This window comes from Dyadobacter sp. CY347 (assembly GCF_021502655.1).
Taxonomy (GTDB): domain Bacteria; phylum Bacteroidota; class Bacteroidia; order Cytophagales; family Spirosomataceae; genus Dyadobacter.
This window is the reverse complement of the sequence record NZ_JAKFFT010000007.1, coordinates 317,846-336,084: the sequence shown is the minus strand read 5'-3', so window position 1 is coordinate 336,084 and position 18,239 is coordinate 317,846. Positions and strand designations below refer to the sequence as shown.

The window sequence follows — 18,239 nt, the reverse complement described above, 5'->3', positions numbered from 1 at the left end:
TGATGAACCCTGCATATGTTCTTTTTTTAACCTCAAAAAGCATCTGCTATCTTATTGATTCTAATTTACAAAACCGTCAATGTTTCAATAAGCACTTTAAAACTCGATACTTCTCCAAAAATCATATTTTCCCGCATTTGCTTGTAATCAGCTTCCCACGCCGCAAGCAGATCGTGAGGCGGCACAAACACAATTTTGTCGGGACTATGATTATTGTAATCTACTTCTGCAAGTGCAGTAAACATCTTGCGGTGGTCGACGATTGTTCGATATAGATCTGCGTCCGACAAAGCAATTGCTGCAAACTCTGTCTGACCTAGCTTTTCAATGTCATACAAATGCCTGCTTAACCTGTCAACCCGTATTTTTTCTGGTGTTTTTTGAAATTCCTCGTGGAGGAGGAATATCTTTTCGAGGAATGTTCGTTCCGGATTTACAATAGGAATTGTAATTGGACTGTCGGCAAACGGCCGATCACTAAAATTTTCAGCTACCAATGTTGAAAATGTTCTTTGAGTCGTCGGCTCTCTAAGTGAGCGGCAACCAACTTCCACTAAAACACCAGGTTTGAGATAAATTTCCTTCTCGGTGAGTTTGGGATAATAAACTTCAATAATCATTGGATCCTGATCTGATTGACCAGTGTCGCTATAACGAATATTAACATCCTGAAAACCAGCCGCAGCGAAACGCTCGGTAAGTTCTTTAATGAAGGTTGTAGTCATAAAGGCATAGGATGCCTTTCTTAACTTCTTGATTTGCTGACGGTTCAAATCACCCGGGAAACCCAGATACTCCCGGTCAATGGCCAAATCTATATCTTCGGAAAACCTTTGGATCAAATTCCAGCCTTTACTTAATGATGTCCCTCCTTTAAAAATGAGTGCAGGTGCACATTCCATAGAAAAAATCATGGCCAGAGTATGAACCACCCACCAGTCTTTTTCTATCGCCATTGCGGGCAAGCCAATTTTGCGCCCTGTTTCAGTATAGATATTTAGTTTGGTTGCATCAGAAAGTTGCAACCATGATCTTAAACTAAGTAAATCAATCATTGCTATGTGTGTGTTAAAGTGTCCGCATTACTTGCCTGATCCATTCGGGCGCCACCTTGATATCATGTTGGAGATGATATGGCTTTTCGTATCTAAGTCTTTCTTTTATTATCCTCAACTCCTCATCCGTGATGTTGCCTTTACCAATCGTGCGAAGGGCCTGGATAACGAGTTTACTGATTTCGCCGATTGCTGAAACGTTGCGGGCACTTGCTTTTTTGAAGGTGATTGTCTGCTTTCCGATCTTTACTTGTCGGGAGGATGAGTCTGTGTAGTAAACAATGTTCATCGGGATTTGTGTAGTTAGTCCCAATTTGTAAAGCGCATAACTACCTGATGGGACTGCCCGAGCTTTGTCGCGCTTTATTATTGCCTTTGCAATTTCTTCAATTCCAGGAAGCATTATGCCAATCACCTCGTCTTCTACCGGACGTAGGTAAATTCCCGTAGCAGCGCGATACAGCTTACCTGCTTGAACGAGCCTTTCCAGAACTTTTGATACTGTTTTTGCATTTGAAATACTTAAAAAACTATCTGGGAAGAACAAAGCACCCCTCGGAGAACGGTATATTTTTTCAAGTATTTGATCATCAGCACTTTCCATGGTGATTTAAGTATACGTTTTGTCGCAAATTTAGCGAATATTTGCGACAAATGGATAGCGATTTGTGAGACTTGTTGCTCACAGTCCGATAACTAGACAATACTCTAACCTCCTACTTCGCCAGCTGCAAATCCGCAATACTCTTAATCCGATTCCTTTCCAAAAATGCATCAATCGTCTCAAAATGCTCGATCACCCGCTTATCCTTAAACTCAAAAACTTTCTGTGACAAACCTTGCAAGAAATCCCTATCATGAGAAACTAGCACCAATGTTCCGTCAAAGTTTCTAAGTGCTTCTTTCAAAACATCCTTCGACTTCAAATCTAAATGGTTCGTAGGCTCATCGAGGATTAGCAGGTTTACTGGTTCCAGAAGTAGTTTTACCATGGCGAGGCGGGTTTTTTCTCCGCCGGATAATACGCTTACTTTCTTGTCGATGTCTTCGCCCTGGAACATGAAGGCGCCTAAAATGTTTTTGATCTGGGTTCTTACGTCACCTTCTGCGACTTCGTCTACCGTTTGGAAAATCGTGAGATTTGGGTCTAGTAATGATGCCTGGTTTTGGGCAAAATAGCCGACTTTGACATTGTGGCCCAGCTGGCAGGTTCCGTCGACATCGATTTGACCCATGATGGCTTTGATCATCGTGGACTTACCTTCGCCGTTCCGGCCCACAAACGAAACTTTTTCACCTCTGGAAATGGTCATGCTGGCATTTTTAAACACAACCTGATCGCCGTAGGATTTTGAAACGTCCTTCACAGTAACCGGATAGTCTCCTGACCTCGGCGAAGGTGGAAAACGGAGTTTTAGGGCTGAGTTGTCGATTTCATCGATTTCAATGATTTCCAATTTTTCCAGCATGCGCTCGCGCGAGGAAACCTGGTTGGTTTTGGAATATGTTCCGCGGAAGCGTTCGATAAATTGCATGTTATCTGCAATCATTTTCTGCTGTTCCTGATATGCCTTGATCTGATGCGACCTGCGCTCCTCGCGTAGCACGAGGTAATGTGAATAGTTGGCTTTATAGTCGAAAATCCGTCCCATAGTTACTTCAATGGTGCGGTTGGTAATGTTGTCGATGAAGGCACGGTCGTGGGAAATGACCATTACGGCATTGGATTTGTTTACCAAAAAATCTTCCAGCCACATCACGGATTCAATGTCAATGTGGTTGGTTGGCTCATCGAGCAAAATGAGGTCTGGCTTTTGCAATAGTATTTTGGCGAGCTCAATGCGCATGCGCCATCCGCCACTGAATTCCTTGGTTTGGCGCTGGAAATCTTCCGGCCTAAATCCTAATCCTTTCAGAGCTTTCTCAACTTCGGCGTCATAATTGACTTCTTCGAGTTGGTAATATTTTTCGCCTATTTCGGTAACCTGCTCGATGATGGCCATATATTCATCGCTCTCGTAATCTGTGCGGGTTTCGAGCGCGTGATTTAGTTTTTCCATTTCAGCGCGCATTTCAAAAACCTGCTTGAATGCTTTGGCCGCTTCTTCAAAAACGGTGCAGTTATCCTCGGTAAGCAAATGTTGCGGCAAATATGCGATCACGGCGTCTTTGGGTGCACGTACATGCCCGCGATTGGCTTTTTGTTCACCAGCAATGATTTTCATCATGGTGGATTTTCCCGCTCCATTCTTACCCATCAGGGCAATTTTATCCGTAGGATTAATAGCAAAAGAAACCTCACTAAAAAGCGCTGATCCATTAAATTCAACGGCCAAATTTTCAACTGTAATCATTGTCTCATTTTTTGAAGCCGCAAAGGTACGATGATACAATTATTGACCAACAATGTTGAATCAATTGTTAATCAGAAGCGTTTTTAAATAAGGATACTACGTCCTGCTTAAATATTTTAAAAGTAGATAATCAACTAAAATATATGGACTTACGCACAACATTGTCAGTAAATGAGAGCTTTATGGAAATGCTGACAGATATCAAAAACCGTGGAGCAAAAGCAGAAATGATTCTGGATATCAACGGACTGGAAAGGGCCGAAGGAATTATCAAGGAAATACACGCCGACGATCCAAAACCTTACATTGAACTGCAAGACGGCAGAATGATTGAGGAAAAAACAATCGCCGCCCTCAACGGACTTTTCCGGCCGGAGTATTCGGGATGTTAATAGTTGCATGGGTGCTTTGCTTGGCGATGATATTGATTACTTTACAAGCAAATTCCAAATTTTTATCACGCGGAACACCCACCCATTCATCTATGCAAAAAATATGCTTCCTGCTATTCATCAGCCTTGCGCTTTTTATATCCTGTAAAAAGAAGTCTGAGCCGGAACCAGGGCCTGAAATTGTGGAGAATAAAGGGGATACGTGCCGGATAAGCAAGGCTTCTTACGGGCCTAATCAAAATATCGTTTACGAATATGCGGGCGATCGGGTTACCAAGGTTGTCCTTCAAATGGATGGATTTGAATATCCCGGCGTGCTTGAATATGACAGCGCAATCCCCTACATTTACCCGGACTGTGTATTTATATCAATACGACAAACTCAATAATCCATTCTATGGACACCCGGGGATTTACGACATCAAAACCTATTTCGGAGCAGATTCCGGGAATGGTGTGTTGACATTTTCAAAACATAATGTCGTAAAAGTGACGATCAATTCAACAAGCGAAAATATCGTTTATTCATATAGCCCCACAAATTACCCGCTGACTGCTTACAATGTTCATTGGCAGGACAACCTTTTCCCTGACCTAAGCTTCGAATATGTGAATTGTAAATGATTTCAGGCAAATAAACATCTACGGCTGCCAACTTCCTGACCTCGTCTTTAACACCTCACCTATCACTTTTAAAAGCATCAATAAAATTCAATGCCGTTTCAGCCAGGTCACTGTTTGGGAATTCTGTTAGCATTTTATTGTAATATAAGATGGCCTGGTCTCCTTCTCCGATTTGGGCGTGCGAAAAGGCGATATTGTTTAATGCCATTTCGCGGAATGAGAGTTTCGATGAGCTTAGCAGCGTCATGTATCGGTATTTATCAATCCACGGATAGGTGCTCAGGAAATCGTAGCTGGATTGGAAACCGCGAATAGCGCTCCGAAAATCTTCTGCTTTGACAAATTTAACCGCTCTGTTGTGATGCTTTAAGACTAAAAAGCGAGCCAAATTCGACATCATAAGATAAGTAAGAGCTGAAAAAAGTATGGCGTGCTTAACGCCCAGGATATAATAAAGCCCTGTTAAGATTGCTAATAACCCTAATTGCGGCACAAGCGAAATCCAGGCAATTTTTTTGACGACAGGAAGGCTCATTGGCTCAGTGAATGTATGATGGTATAATACTTAAAATTATTAAAACGGGCCTAAAACTTGCGCTTCTATGGGTTATTAATATGTTAACCTCAGCCTGCCAAATGTAATTTTTACTGTGAAAATTTATAAATTATACCGAACATTGTAACATGTCACCGCATGTTATATAGGGGCTACTCCTGTTTTCAATGTGTTAATTCACCTGGGCGTGCTTGTTCCAATGGGAAAATAAAAATCAATGAGCGATACTACTATAAGGAAAATAAAGTGCCTCATCATTGATGATGAAGAACCTGCTCATGAAGTGCTTAAATTTCTGATTGCGAAAGTGCCGTGGCTTTTGTTAGAGGGAAGTTGCTATAATGCCGTGGAGGCCATCGGGATGATTCCGGCACGGAAGCCCGACATTATTTTCCTGGACGTGAACATGCCCGAGCTCTCGGGCCTCGACCTGCTGAACATTATCCAATCGCCCGACCTGCATGTGATCATGACCACCGCTTACCCAGAATATGCTGTGGACGGATTTACATTTGACGTTACGGCTTTCCTGCTGAAACCCATCGGGTTCGACCGTTTCCTGAAAGCGGTCACCAAAGTGCGAAAACTCATTACCGGCGGACAGATTTCCGAAATGCCGGCAGCTTTGCCCGAAGTCAGACAGGAATCGTCGGCAAATGACGAATATGTATGGATCCGGGCTGATCGTAAGCTGTATTGTGTCTGGTTTAAAGATATTTTCCTGATCGAGGGCTTGAAGGATTACATTAAAGTGCATCATTCCGGCGGCGTGCTGGTGACATTAATGTCGATGTCGGCCATGATGGAAAAGCTGCCTTTTCCACCTTTTGTGCGCACGCACCGTTCCTACATTGTCAACCGGAATGCCATCAGAATGATTGAGGGAAATACGATTACGCTGCAAAATGGCAAAGAGGTTGCGATTGCCGTTTCGCCTACACGGGATGAAATTTTCAGGCAGCTGACAGAAAATTAAGGACAGGGGATGAACAGCATCAAAACGGATTATTCATTTCTCGAAACAATCATTTTCCCACCCACACTAGGCGTACGCATCCTTCATCACGTCTGTTTCTGGATAATTTTTGTTGCACTGCACTTCGGTTATTCTCTCCCAACACTGACTGAGGTAATATCCGACCCACGCTTCACACTCGTCGGAGTCATTTATTTCTTCAAGTTTCTCCCAAATTATTACCTCTGTGTCGCCTTATACTATTTTCTCAGCAGGCATTTCAGGGGTTTTGCACTTGGACTGGCAATGTTTGTCTGCACGATTCTGTTGCTGCATACTTTCAATACGCTGCTTTTCATTTTTGTTGATATGACCTTTGGCCTGGAAACGATGCCGGAACGGTTCAGGATGATAGGAGAATTGCATCTGAAACTGCTTCGTTTCGAAGATCCGTTGACATGGACAGTATTCGCTTACGACTTGTCAGAACTTGAATTGCTGCTCCTTCCTGCTACATTGAAAGTCGGAAAATATGCAGCCAGGCAAACCCTTTTGCGGCAGAAGCTGCAAAATGAAGCATTAAGCATGGAGCTGAAAGTCCTGAAGACGCAGATCAATCCACATTTTGTTTTTAATGTGTTAAACGCTGCTTACGCGAAGATCCTGCCCATTTCGGAAGAGGCTGCTGAGTATCTGCAAAAGTCCTCGGAAATAATCCGTTTCGCTTTGTATGAGGCAAATGAAGAATTTATCAAACTGGAAAAAGAGATTGCCTACCTGAATCAATATGTGGAGCTGGAATCGGTTCGCAATACGCGCCGCTGTATGGTAAGCTTCATTCAGGAAGGAATGATCAGGGATTCGCACGAAATCCCGACGCTCTTGCTGATCACGCTCGTCGAAAATGCATTTAAGCACGGTGTACACGCGTCGCGGCATCCTTCTTTTGTTGCAATAAAAATATTTGTCCATCCCGAAAAACTGGAATGCAGCATCCTCAACAGCGTTCCCGAGCGATCTCCGGAAGAGCAGGCAATGGCCGGGCAAGGCACCGGCCTGGGGCTTGCAAACCTGAGAAAGCGATTGGAAATCTATTATCCTGGCCGCTATCAATTTGAAACCGTTTTACAGGACCAAACATTTAAAGTAACCCTCGCCCTGCCACTTACTGCCGCCTGACCGATCGACGAAACCTGCTCTCACATCGACGAAATGCGGGCCGTTCATTTCGTCTAGTTTCTGGCACGCTTGATCTAAGAAAATTTCACTTCTGCTGCCTTCGGGATTGTTTTGTATAGTTGAAAAACCGCTACAAGCTAATCCTGATACTATGAGCAAATTCTCCGCCTTGCTGATTTGCATGCTCCTCACTGCAAGCATGATACGCGCGCAATATATTGTAAAAGGGAAGGTTATCGATAAAAATAAGGCAGGCGCCGCCTATGCCACGGTAGCACTTCTAGCCGCAGCAGATTCCGGCATTGTAAAAGGTGGATTAACCGATGAACACGGTGATTTTCAGATACATTATGCCGTCAAAGGCCAGTATCGGATCAGCATTCAATACATGGGATTTACAAAAGCATTTACGCCCCGATTTACACTGAATGACACGAACCGGATCCAGGAATTCTCTCAGATTACCCTAGCGGATGAGGCTGCGAACCTCGACGAAGTTACTGTAAAGGGTCAGCGTAGTTTGGTTGAAAATAAAGGAGACAGAATGGTCCTGAATGTGGCTAACAGTGTCATATCCAAGGGAAACAAAGTAGAGGATCTCTTGAAATATGCCCCGTTGGTACAATCGTCGCCGCTGGGGATCAAAGTCGGAAATAAAAGCAATGTGCTGATCCTGGTGGACGGCCGGCAGACCAGCCAGACTTCCCTGACCAATTTTCTGCAAAGTTTCTCCGCGGAAGATGTATTGAAGATTGAAGTGATCCCAAATCCATCTGCAAAATACGACGCGAGTTTTGGGGCTGTTATTAATATAATTACAAAAAAGAGTCTGGAACGAGGGTTCAACGGAAGAGTAAGTATGATCTATTCCAAGGGAAAATACGGACGCTTTTATCCGGATGCGTCCATCAATTTTAGGTCTGAAAAATGGACCGTTTTCACATCCGTTAATGGAACATTTGAAAATATCGGGTCGGAAGATGCATTGATCCGGAAATTTCCGGGCGGATTTATGGACACCAAAGCTTTGACCAATTATAAAACGGACGGAATCTCTACTTTCAGCGGCATTGATTATGCTGTAAACAAAAATAATACAATGGGAATCCGGTTCAACAGCGGTTCCCGGAACAGCGACTATACGACCAATATGAACACCGGCTTCAAGTCCTATCCCGCCACGCTGGACTCATTGCTGGACGTAAACCGGGTAACAACAGATAATAACCGCAACTACGATGTGAATTTCAATTATACCGGAAAGCTGGACAGTGCGGGAAAAGAACTATCCTTCAATGTTACGCAAAGCCATTTTGATAAGAAAAATACACAGCATTTGATTTACCAGAAACAAAGTGTTGAGGGCATTTTGCTGGGCGATCCCACGAGGGCCAGGATTCGCAATCCAAAAGACGAAAACAACCTCATTGCGCAAGCTGATTTAGCATTACCCACGAAAAGCGGCCGCTGGGAAACGGGAATGAAATACATTTTAATCGGAAACAACAATACGCTCACGCAGGAAAATGAAACCAACGGCCAGTATGTGATCGATCCTTCTTTCAGTGTATCAGGCATTTACAAAGAACATTCTTATGCCGCCTACCTGGGTTACAACAACTCCTTCAAAAGCGGGTGGACTTTGCAATCGGGCTTGCGGTATGAAAAAACGGCTCAGCAATTAACCGGGTCCAATGTAAGCAGGCAATATGCCGGGCTCTTTCCAAGTCTGGGATTGAACAAAAGTTTGAAAAACGGGGATATGGTCAACATTTCCTACGCGCGTAAGATTTCCAGACCATCATTAACATACCTCATCCCCTATCGCTGGCTTTCCGATCCTTACCTCGTTTCAGTAGGAAACCCCAATCTGAAACCATCCTATGAGCATACCATTGATGCCGGATACACCAAAGGCGGACTTTCGTTATTTGTAAATTACACGCGGACAAGAGATTACATTTCCGACGTCATTTATGCCGATCCCGACACCAGGTTATATGTCAGTATCCCCGAAAATTTGAAGCATGTAAAAAGTGCATACGCAGGCCTTTCGTGGAACAAGGAATTGTTTAAATGGTGGTATACCAATTGTTCCGTAGTACTCAATGCATCTCAGACCAAAACGCCCGTTGCCAACATTCCAGGCGTAAATTTCAGTGGATTCGGGGTGAATTCTTATAGCAATAATACATTTACCTTACCAAAAGGATACAAAGCGGAAGTGCTGCTGATCTACAACTCGCCTTATCGGTTCGCGATCATGCAAAGCAGGCAGGTGTATTTTTTATGGCTGAGTTTCAACAAAGCAGTCTTAAAAAACGGCAATGTAAAAATCTCCATCCAGGACGTGTTCCGCACGCAAACTTATCGTTACATTACATCCTACGGGCCAGTTTACACATCTACACAATCCTACGCCGACAACCAACGCATAAGGCTCGCATTCAACTACAGCTTCGGCAAAAAGACCGTAAAACAAGCAAAAAACAGAAGCCTGGGAAACGAAGCCGAAAAAAACCGGATGGGTGGTGGGGTAAGGTGACGACGCGATCAGTCTGGCGATCTCAAACCACCTTCCTCATCATCACATCCACTTGCTCATCCGCTCCCACTTTAAAAATATGCCTGTCAAAAGCCACGAACCCGTTCTTTTCGTAAAAGCGGATGGCTTTGGGGTTTTCTTCCCAGACGCCTAGCCAGAGATATGATTTTTGTTCGTGCTTTGCGGTTTCAAGGGCTTTGTCGTATAGAAGCTGCCCTACTTTTTGGCCATGATATTGGCTTTTGACGTAAATGCGCTCGATTTCGAGGGAAGATGCGTCTTGCAGCTCGGTCTGAGCTTTTCCTGTGTTTAATTTCATGTAACCTATGGCGTTATCATCCAGCCAGGCGATATAAAATTGCGACTCGGGATTAGTGAGTTCCGCTGTTATTTTGGCATCACTAAAATTTTCGGCCAGATAATGTTTCATATCGGCCTCGGTGTTGGCTTCTGCAAATGTTTCGAAAAATGTTTCCTTACCAATTTGCTGAACCGTAGTCAAATCGTCGGCGGTAGCCTTAACAATCGTAATTTGATCCATTTTATTGATTTAATGTTGTTTCAGGAAAGTTTCATTAATACCAGCCCTATGATAATGAACGATGCAGCGGCAATGCGCATGGCATTAGCAGGCTCGCCCAGCAGAAAAGTGCCTACAATAAATGCCCCCACTGCCCCAATGCCCGTCCAAACGGTGTAAGCCGTGCTAAGTGGCAATGTTCGCATGGCCACAGCAAGCAAGGCGAAGCTTGCGATCATTGTGACAATGGTAATTGAGGTGGGAATAAGCCGGGTAAAACCTTCCGACTGCTTCATGAAATAAGCCCAGACAACCTCCAAGAGGCCGGCAGCAACCAAATAAATCCAAGACATGACATTGACCTTTTTAGGCCGGGCCGTCCCGATTCGGTTCCCATTACGGGGGAGGTCGTCCTCCTGCGTTTCCACTCTGTAAGTGAGCAGCGGAACAAAAATACCGTTTTATCAAAAATTTCACAAACCTTCCCGCTACAACGCTGCCTCAAAACAGTATACATTGTAATTCGTGGATGCGAAAATTCTACCTTTCTTTCCATCTTTCCCAGGTAAACCCGTAACGAAGCCGGTAAACCAGGAGTCGTGCCGCTTTTCGAGTTTAATGTCTGGGGAGGGCATATCCCAAAGCAGCTTTCCTGTGTTAATGTCCACAGCGAGCAGCGACTTGGTGTAAATGTAATATACTACGCCATGCTGGTGGTAAAGGTCACTGGTTAATGCACTGGCCTTCTGGGTCCAGCGCGGTGATCCGGTGTTGGCATCGACACAATAAAGTGTCGCATTGTCTCCATTGAGCAAAAGTTTGTCCTCGACAAGGATGAAGTCATTGAAACCCGTAAACATGTCCGACAGGCTTCGCCTCCATATTTCTTTGCCTGTCATCAGTTCAAAGCATCCAACCGTTGTTAGCGAGGTTACGTAGACTTTATCCCCATTCACAATGGGCTTCAGGCAAGCCGAAGCACCACCTTTATCGGGCCGGATGGCTATTCTTTCGTAAACCCATTTCTTCGCATTGAGATTATACAGGCCAAAATAACCGCGCGTGTGATTGTACTGATCCTTCGGGCCAGGTTCCGTAAATGGCACCACCAGATAATCAACGCCATTCCGGCTAAAAGCTTCCATATTCAGCATTGAACCCCGGTAATACAGGGAATCTGAGTCTATATACGCATATTCATCACGCATAGCAGGTTTCACAATTTCTTTAAGCGCACCAGTCCTCACATCGCCTGCAAAAATTGTTGGTTCGATCCGACGCTTTTTCTGCGATTCCAAGGTCTTGCCAGGCATAAAATATCGCTCTCCCAAAAACGCCGGATATGGTCTCAATGATAATTCCGGGTTTCTGGTTTTCCAGATGGTTTTGCCTGTCAGCGTGTTAATACAATAGGTCGTGCTGGCGTCATGGAGCAGCATACTTCCGGGATAAAGTCCGATGCTTTGCCGCAGGGTGCCGATGGATTTATTTTCAAATTCGTCCCAAACCCACAAGTTTTCGCCCGTTTCCAGGTTTTTCAGTTGCAAGAAATGCTCTCCCACAACTTTTTGGGCCGATTTACGAATGCCCACAGCCAACACTCCGCGATCTTCTACAATGTATCCCCTATGCAGGCCGAAAGAACGCGGACCATTGGAAGTCGATGATTTCCAGATGTGAGGCTGCTGGGTTATCACACCATCTTTGTCTATTTGGGTTGTGATCTCTTCGGGAGCGCAGGCGAGCAGTTCAATGAGAAGAAAAATGGCTAATGACCAGCCGTTTGTGATAGAATTCACTCCTATTCTGGCTAATGCGATCCTGTTCATAGCTCCCATGATTGATTGTTCAATACAAAGAAACGATATGCGGAAAATTAGCTTCTTGTCCCCCGACATAGATTCACGTTGTTGTAGAACAAGATTCTTTCACGCTAAGCATTAATTATGCTGCTTACCGGTCGGTGCTCACCTTTACATCCTTAAACATAAAAGCGTTATCACTAACCCTTAGCTTTTTCCCGCTGGCAGTGGTCACATTTTTAAGGATAACCTCTTTGGTTTTAACAAATGGGAATTTCTCCTGGTAAGAATCACTTGTCATTTCGGGATTAAAATTGGCGAAAATGGCCGGGCCTTCGTAAGATTCGGGATGTTTGGAATCGTCGATGCGCAGGTTTTCAATGGTAATTTTTTCAGGCATGTAACAGGTGTAGCCAAAATCATGCTGACCCGAATTGGATCCTCCTATGAGGCTGGCGCTGAATGGTTTGCCGTCCGCCGGAACGAAAACACAATTGCGGATGACCAGTTCGCCTTGCCAGGTGCTGCCGTAGTCGGAACGCAGGTTGACTATGGTTTTGCCGCGGATAGTCGAATTTTCCACTAATAACAGTCCGGTTCCGATGGCATTGATGCCCATATGCCCCAAAGTTGAGTTACGGATGGTGGCGTTGGCAACGCCCTGGTGTGCATCAAACCGGGAAAGCGTGCAATGGTCGTAAAGCAGGTTTTTGCAAAAATTAGAACCCAAAATGCCCCAGTATTTGCTGTCGTTTATATCATTGGTCTGCGTACAATTAACAAAAGAAACATTCAGCGCACGGTTCACAACAAGGTCGTAACTGCCCATGGACACGGGTTTACCGGCTGTTCCAATGGTGCTGTAAGTCTTGTGTCCGGTCAGGATGGTGTTTTTTACGGTAATATAGGAACAGTCATTCACGCTGATAAAACCATTATAAGGCGCGCCTTGATCCCCTTCACCTTTAATGTGATGTGCCAGTCCTTCAACCGTCACATGCGAACGCCTGATGGCAATGTTCCGGCTGTAATAGGTGTATTTTGATTCAGCTTTGTTAGCAATGGTCGTGAAACGCCCGCCACTGATTTTCAGTGGTTTTTCGTCGATAGGAAGTGCGGTAATCTCGGTGATCTGATCAAAATCCCAGATAATGGGCGCATTCATATCCACGTTGCCGTTTTTGTCCACAACAAAAATATCCGTCTGGGATGAACCATTATTTTGGTTGAGCCCGTATCGAATGTATTGCTTCACATTTGCATTTGTAACCGTGATCAGGCAGGGGCCGGGCAAGGCAGCATTGATCTTCTTTTGGTTTCTTTTTAGCGATGTTATCTTTTCCGGTTTGAAGGGTTTAAGCCCGGAGCTGACCATGAAGACAGACCCATCGCGTTTTTCGGCCTCGGTGTCGTCAATGATAAAAGCCGCTTTGCCAAAATCAGTTTCTGTCTGGATCATGGCCGTGCGGTGTTTTCCGCCAATGTAATAAGTGGCGCCATCATCCGCTTTTACGTGCAGGCCGTGTAAATTGGCAAATGCATGCGTCGCCGCAATCACGTCTATGTCGTCGGTTTTGCCATCGCCTTTGGCCCCAAAATCACTGTAATGCACGACCCGGGCGGCTTTCAATCTGGCCACGTCCTTCGGGTTTACATTCAAATGCAGTTTGCCGTTTTCACCATCCGAAACCTGGGTTTTCCCATTTTCAGAAGTGATCATTACATTTTCCGATTGCCCTTGTCGCTGCGCCCGGGCCATCAATGTGTAGAAAATGAGCGATAGTAATAGTGTGTATTTCATTTCAAAAATCATTTTATGTGATGAATAGCAAAGAAGTTTAAAAGGCAACCTTACCCTTGTTCAGTTTCTGAATTTTATGCAAAAAATATGTTGGAAACCAACATGTGGCAGTTCGGTTACATTTGTTATTTTTGAACAAAAATTTATCCTCTATCCTGAATGCAAAGAATTTTACTCCCGATTCTCTTAGTCTTCTTGTGCCTTGTTAAAGCCTACGCCCAGGCTCCGTCGATCCTCATCAATGGCGCGGAAATGAAGTGGCAGACTTGCACCGACGTGCCTTTCCAAATTTCAGTGACCATTTCGGGACGTTTTGATCCGGGTAATGAGTTCAAAGTACAGGTCCGGTCTGCTTACACTTCCAAGATAATTACGGAGCTGCCCGCAAAGCTTATCGGCAATTTTTTAGAAATCACTTTTAAAGATGCGAAGCTCTACGAATCGCCCGTTGTGCAAATGCGCATTGTTGCCTCAGCGCCCAAGACAGAAGGTTTTTGGTTAGAACAGTCTTTTTTGGTGTATAGCAAAGGCAATGTCAGCCTCAGCCAGGCGGCATTTTCAGATTCGATCAATATTTATGAAGACTATAAAATCAGGGTTTCGGGCTATTCAACGAGCGGCGGCTGGGCCACGCTGAATGACAGTTCGAAGATCCAGATTCCTTCGGTAGGAACATTTACAATGCTGCAACAGCTTGTCATTTCACAAGAAGGGCCCTTGACCATTGTTCATGCACACAATGAATGTGGCGCTATGACAACTTCGGGAACTGTGAGGCCGGTCGTGAACAAAACATCGATCAAAACATTGTCTGTGGATCCGCAGATGACCTGTGAAGGGGCAGAAGTGAAAATCGGGTTTTCGGTGGCGGGAGCAGCATTGCCGGCACAAACCCGGTATCGGATACGGTTTTCAGATATCAATTCAAATGATGCCAAACCCAATTCAGTGGATGTTGCCGCGCAGTTGAAGGATGGTTATCTTGTGGCGCGTTTTCCCGAAAACTTCAATATTCCTTACTCCCAGGAGTTTATGGCACAGGTCGTTACAGACAATGCTGTGGCTTCCCTGTCCAACCGTTTTGTAGTGCGCGCAAAACCCACTGCCAAATTCACTTCCCAAAGCGAAACGATCGATCTGGGCGCATCCAGGTACATTAATTTGAACGTTACCGGCCTGCCGCCATTGAAAGTAGAGCTCAGCGACGGATCTACCAGCGTGAGTGAGCAGGGACAGGTGTCAATCACCGTGCGGCCTGATAAAACGACTTCCTATACGATTAAATCCATGTCTTCGGCATGCAGCAATGAAGCGTCACTGAGCAAAAGTGTGCTGGAAATTAAGGTTAACCCCGGCATCAGGTTCGCCAATGAAACGGACAGGCAGGTTTTTTGCGGCGGAAGCAAGGCATCGGTCAAATTTATTTCAAATGCTGCACTCAATGACGCCACGCAGTTCTGGATCTCGGCGCAAAACCTGTATAACAGCACCGACAAATTCCTGATATCAGCCACGCGTTCAGGTGATCAGCTCACTTTCGACGTGCCTCAGCGCGAGCTGGGATATTCAGGTTTTGGTTATCAGATCGTCACTGCCAGTCCTTCGCTGGCATCATCGCTCAACCAGCTGATCGAAATCCAGACGATGCCTGGAATGGAGTTCCGGAATTATAACATTTACGATTACCAGATCCCGTCCAATGTCCAGTTCTATTATGTGCTGCGCGGCGGACCGCAATATGTGTTGGAAACGATGGAGGGCGAGAAGTTTACAATGGACTCAAACGGCGAGTATGGATATGGTTTTTATCTTAAACAAAACCGCGAATTCCGGTTCAAATCCATTTCAAACGGCTGCTTTAAAAACGAAAACCTGCCTTCCAAAACCTTCCGCGTTCTTGGCAGCGGTAACAAAGTGGCCATTTCGCTCGAACCGGTCAAAAAACAGATCTGCGCCAACGACAGTATTGAAGTGACATTTCAGAAGTTCGGGAATTTTAATGCGGAAAATGAGTTCCAGATCCAGGGAATGGCCGATTGCTGCGATTATAAAACCCTCGCAACCGTATCCGGCCCGGGAAAATACAAAGTAAAACTTCCGGCTGACCGGTTCCTGAGTGTAGCCAACATCCGCATTGCTTCCACTTCGCCGATCCTGTTCAGCGATCCCCAGTCATTCAGCATACAGCTGCTTCCCGAGCAGATCCGGCTTTCTGTGGAGGGCACCCCCGAAAATCCCCTGCAATCATATCCTTATCAGAATTATTTGGACATCGGCGTTTACACAGAGAAGGGCATCCCCACACGCATTGCCTACACACAAAACGGAGAAGAAAAAGTCTTTGAAAACCGGAACGATCAGACACCCTACATTCCGTTTACGCTGGTTCCCGGCAAGGTTAATGAGTTTGTTATGAAGTCGGCAAGCAACCTTTGCGGAACAGTGCCGGTTGACCTGAAAGCCTACATTTACTCCATTCCCTACCGGATTATGATCCAGCCAACGGGCTACGAAGGCATATACTGCATCGGCGGGCCTATCACCATTCCATTTGGTGTAGTTGATCCGATGAGCAAACCCGCCACCTTCTCCCTGCAGATCGCCGCAGAAGGTTCTACGGACTTTACGACCATTGGGACTGCTGAAACCGGAAATATGATTTTTGGAAAAATACCTGAAAATGCGAAAACGGGCAACAACAGGATGCGCATCATCTCATCAGACGGCGTTGCTACGAACGAGCAGACGATCAGAATAGGCACCAAACCGACCGCGACATTAGGTTCCGGCGTTGAATCCGAGCCGATTGTTTCTGATCCCTGGCAAAATACGTCTGTGAAAGTGGCACTGACGGGCGGGCCGCATTGGACCGTTGTATATGAGGATAATTCGAGATTCACTTATTTTTATCCGGAAGAAACGCGGAATTTAAATCCCATACGCGGAGGCAAGTTTTTCATAAAATCTGTTTCCAATGTGTGCGGTTACGGCACGACTTCGGGTTCGGTGGCTGTTAAAGTTAATCCCGGTCTGCAGGTAAATTCCAATGCTTTCAATGCCTGCGAGGGCGGCACCTTTCCCATCACTTATACTGTGCTGGGCGACGCCGATCTATCGGATGATTACGTTCGTTTTGAATTGACAAATTATGCAACAGGCACTGTCATTGTCCTTGATTCTACCAAAGCATTATCGGGAACACAGTTAGTAAAAATGCCTGATATCGTGTCTACCGAGCGATTTGAGATCCGGGTGACAATCAGAAAATATAACCTCAGATCATCGCTGAATGCTGGTTTTGCACGCAAGCCAGCCGCCGTCCTCAGTGGCAATACGACCATTAACAGCGGCGAAACAACTTACATTCTTGCCCAGACTATCAAAGACACCAACGACGGCACGGATATAACGCTCTCCGACGGCACCAAAAGCCGCATTTACGGACAAACAGGCGATTATTCTTACATTGAAGTCAGCCCGAAACAAACGACAACCTACACCATTGCAACTATCAAAAACGGCTGCGGGACGGGTGTCGCCAGCGGATCGGCCACGGTGGTCGTGAATCCCGAAACAGGTAAAAGCGTTGCCGTTACCAATATCCATACAGACCTGGGCGCAGGCACGTGCGCAGGCAGTGAGATCAATGTTTTTTATGCCGCAAAAGGCAGCCTTTCCGCCGGTAACAGAATGACCGTTCAAATATCGGATTCTACGGGGCAGAATTTTACAAATATGCAAACCACCGGAACCAGCAGTCCATTAAAAGCAGTTATTCCGCTGAGCACGCCCGACGGACGACGTTACAGGATCAGGGTGATGGCTTCCGATGCAGGCGTGAGCAGCAGCGCATTCAGGGAAACATATACGATAACCCAAAAATCCGCTGCACGCTTTTCCACTGCATCCGTGGCTTTTGATGGCGTGACGGCACCGCGTGTGCAGGTGCTGCTGCAAGGCGGCGCACCGTGGACATTCCGGTACGGCACAGACTTTGCGAATTACCTGGTCACCACAAGCAACCCCAGTTACGAGATCCAACTGCTTAATGCTTCCCCGAACCAGATCTACAAACTCTTTGGCGTGAGCAATGCCTGCGGCGCAGGAGACATTGGCATACCTGAAACCGTGCGCATAGAAGTGATTACCGGCACGAATGAGCCTGCATTCAAAGAAAGCATCCGCATTTATCCGAACCCTACACAAGATGTGATCACCCTGGAATTTCACCAGCCGGCAAGGCGCAACATTGAGCTCCTCAACATAGCAGGACATAGCGTTGAAAAAGTGGTTTCCAGTATGCAGGAAGAGCATTTAAACATCAGTAAGCTTCCAGCCGGAATATATGTGATTGAGGTTAGTGAAGGCGCAAAAAAGGCTTCATACCGGATCGTCAAGCAATGATATACGGCAGTCGAAAATCCTTCATCGATTTTTGATTGTCGTTCATCGATTA

General features: G+C 45.5%; 15 protein-coding genes. 7 read left to right on the top strand and 8 right to left on the bottom strand.

All coding sequences use genetic code 11. The annotated features are described in order from the left end of the window. Positions 1-65: 65 nt before the first annotated feature. The 3 genes from L0659_RS17090 to L0659_RS17080 form a co-directional block, all read right to left on the bottom strand. Positions 66-1,055, bottom strand: coding sequence for a nucleotidyl transferase AbiEii/AbiGii toxin family protein (locus tag L0659_RS17090; protein WP_235127834.1), 990 nt, complete (start codon positions 1,053-1,055; stop codon positions 66-68). A 13-nt stretch (positions 1,056-1,068) separates the two neighbouring features. Further along, on the bottom strand, positions 1,069-1,659 hold the full coding sequence (locus tag L0659_RS17085; RefSeq protein ID WP_235127833.1) for a DUF6088 family protein: 591 nt from the start codon (positions 1,657-1,659) through the stop codon (positions 1,069-1,071). A gap of 112 nt (positions 1,660-1,771) precedes the next feature. Next, a complete protein-coding gene (locus L0659_RS17080; RefSeq protein ID WP_235127832.1) occupies positions 1,772-3,409 on the bottom strand; it encodes an ABC-F family ATP-binding cassette domain-containing protein in 1,638 nt (545 codons plus the stop codon). A 143-nt stretch (positions 3,410-3,552) separates the two neighbouring features. Between L0659_RS17080 and L0659_RS17075 the strand changes: the two genes are divergently transcribed. From L0659_RS17075 to L0659_RS17065, 3 genes are all read left to right on the top strand, one after another. Beyond that, on the top strand, positions 3,553-3,801 hold the full coding sequence (locus L0659_RS17075; RefSeq protein WP_235127831.1) for a hypothetical protein: 249 nt from the start codon (positions 3,553-3,555) through the stop codon (positions 3,799-3,801). 92 nt (positions 3,802-3,893) lie between these two features. Continuing rightward, entirely contained in the window at positions 3,894-4,190 is a 297-nt protein-coding gene (locus tag L0659_RS17070) for a hypothetical protein (RefSeq protein ID WP_235127830.1), read from the top strand. Then, positions 4,126-4,425, top strand: a complete 300-nt coding sequence (locus tag L0659_RS17065; RefSeq protein WP_235127829.1) for a hypothetical protein — start codon at positions 4,126-4,128, stop codon at positions 4,423-4,425. Before L0659_RS17070 ends, L0659_RS17065 begins: the two co-directional genes overlap by 65 nt. A gap of 55 nt (positions 4,426-4,480) precedes the next feature. Here L0659_RS17065 and L0659_RS17060 read toward each other — a convergent pair whose 3' ends face one another. Beyond that, the gene (locus tag L0659_RS17060) at positions 4,481-4,960 is read right to left on the bottom strand and encodes a tol-pal system YbgF family protein (protein WP_235127828.1); all 480 of its coding nucleotides are present in this window, start codon (positions 4,958-4,960) and stop codon (positions 4,481-4,483) included. A gap of 238 nt (positions 4,961-5,198) precedes the next feature. Between L0659_RS17060 and L0659_RS17055 the strand changes: the two genes are divergently transcribed. The 3 genes from L0659_RS17055 (at position 5,199) to L0659_RS17045 (ending at position 9,660) form a co-directional block, all read left to right on the top strand. After that, positions 5,199-5,957, top strand: a complete 759-nt coding sequence (locus tag L0659_RS17055) for a LytTR family DNA-binding domain-containing protein (RefSeq protein WP_235127827.1) — start codon at positions 5,199-5,201, stop codon at positions 5,955-5,957. Positions 5,958-5,966: 9 nt separating this feature from the next. Next, positions 5,967-7,115 (top strand): sensor histidine kinase, encoded by a 1,149-nt coding sequence (locus L0659_RS17050; protein ID WP_235127826.1) that lies wholly within the window; start codon positions 5,967-5,969, stop codon positions 7,113-7,115. A 151-nt stretch (positions 7,116-7,266) separates the two neighbouring features. Beyond that, positions 7,267-9,660, top strand: coding sequence for an outer membrane beta-barrel family protein (locus L0659_RS17045; RefSeq protein WP_235127825.1), 2,394 nt, complete (start codon positions 7,267-7,269; stop codon positions 9,658-9,660). A 22-nt stretch (positions 9,661-9,682) separates the two neighbouring features. On the opposite strand, the gene L0659_RS17040 is transcribed toward L0659_RS17045, so the two are convergent. From L0659_RS17040 to L0659_RS17025, 4 genes are all read right to left on the bottom strand, one after another. Continuing rightward, on the bottom strand, positions 9,683-10,201 hold the full coding sequence (locus tag L0659_RS17040; RefSeq protein WP_235127824.1) for a GNAT family N-acetyltransferase: 519 nt from the start codon (positions 10,199-10,201) through the stop codon (positions 9,683-9,685). A gap of 20 nt (positions 10,202-10,221) precedes the next feature. After that, the gene (locus L0659_RS17035) at positions 10,222-10,533 is read right to left on the bottom strand and encodes a multidrug efflux SMR transporter (RefSeq protein WP_235127823.1); all 312 of its coding nucleotides are present in this window, start codon (positions 10,531-10,533) and stop codon (positions 10,222-10,224) included. 135 nt (positions 10,534-10,668) lie between these two features. Continuing rightward, entirely contained in the window at positions 10,669-12,009 is a 1,341-nt protein-coding gene (locus tag L0659_RS17030) for a PQQ-binding-like beta-propeller repeat protein (RefSeq protein WP_235127822.1), read from the bottom strand. 124 nt (positions 12,010-12,133) lie between these two features. After that, positions 12,134-13,783, bottom strand: coding sequence for a hypothetical protein (locus L0659_RS17025; RefSeq protein ID WP_235127821.1), 1,650 nt, complete (start codon positions 13,781-13,783; stop codon positions 12,134-12,136). Positions 13,784-13,942: 159 nt separating this feature from the next. Between L0659_RS17025 and L0659_RS17020 the strand changes: the two genes are divergently transcribed. Beyond that, complete coding sequence (locus L0659_RS17020; RefSeq protein WP_235127820.1) at positions 13,943-18,187, top strand: T9SS type A sorting domain-containing protein; 4,245 nt, start codon at positions 13,943-13,945, stop codon at positions 18,185-18,187. The last annotated feature ends 52 nt before the right edge of the window (positions 18,188-18,239 follow it).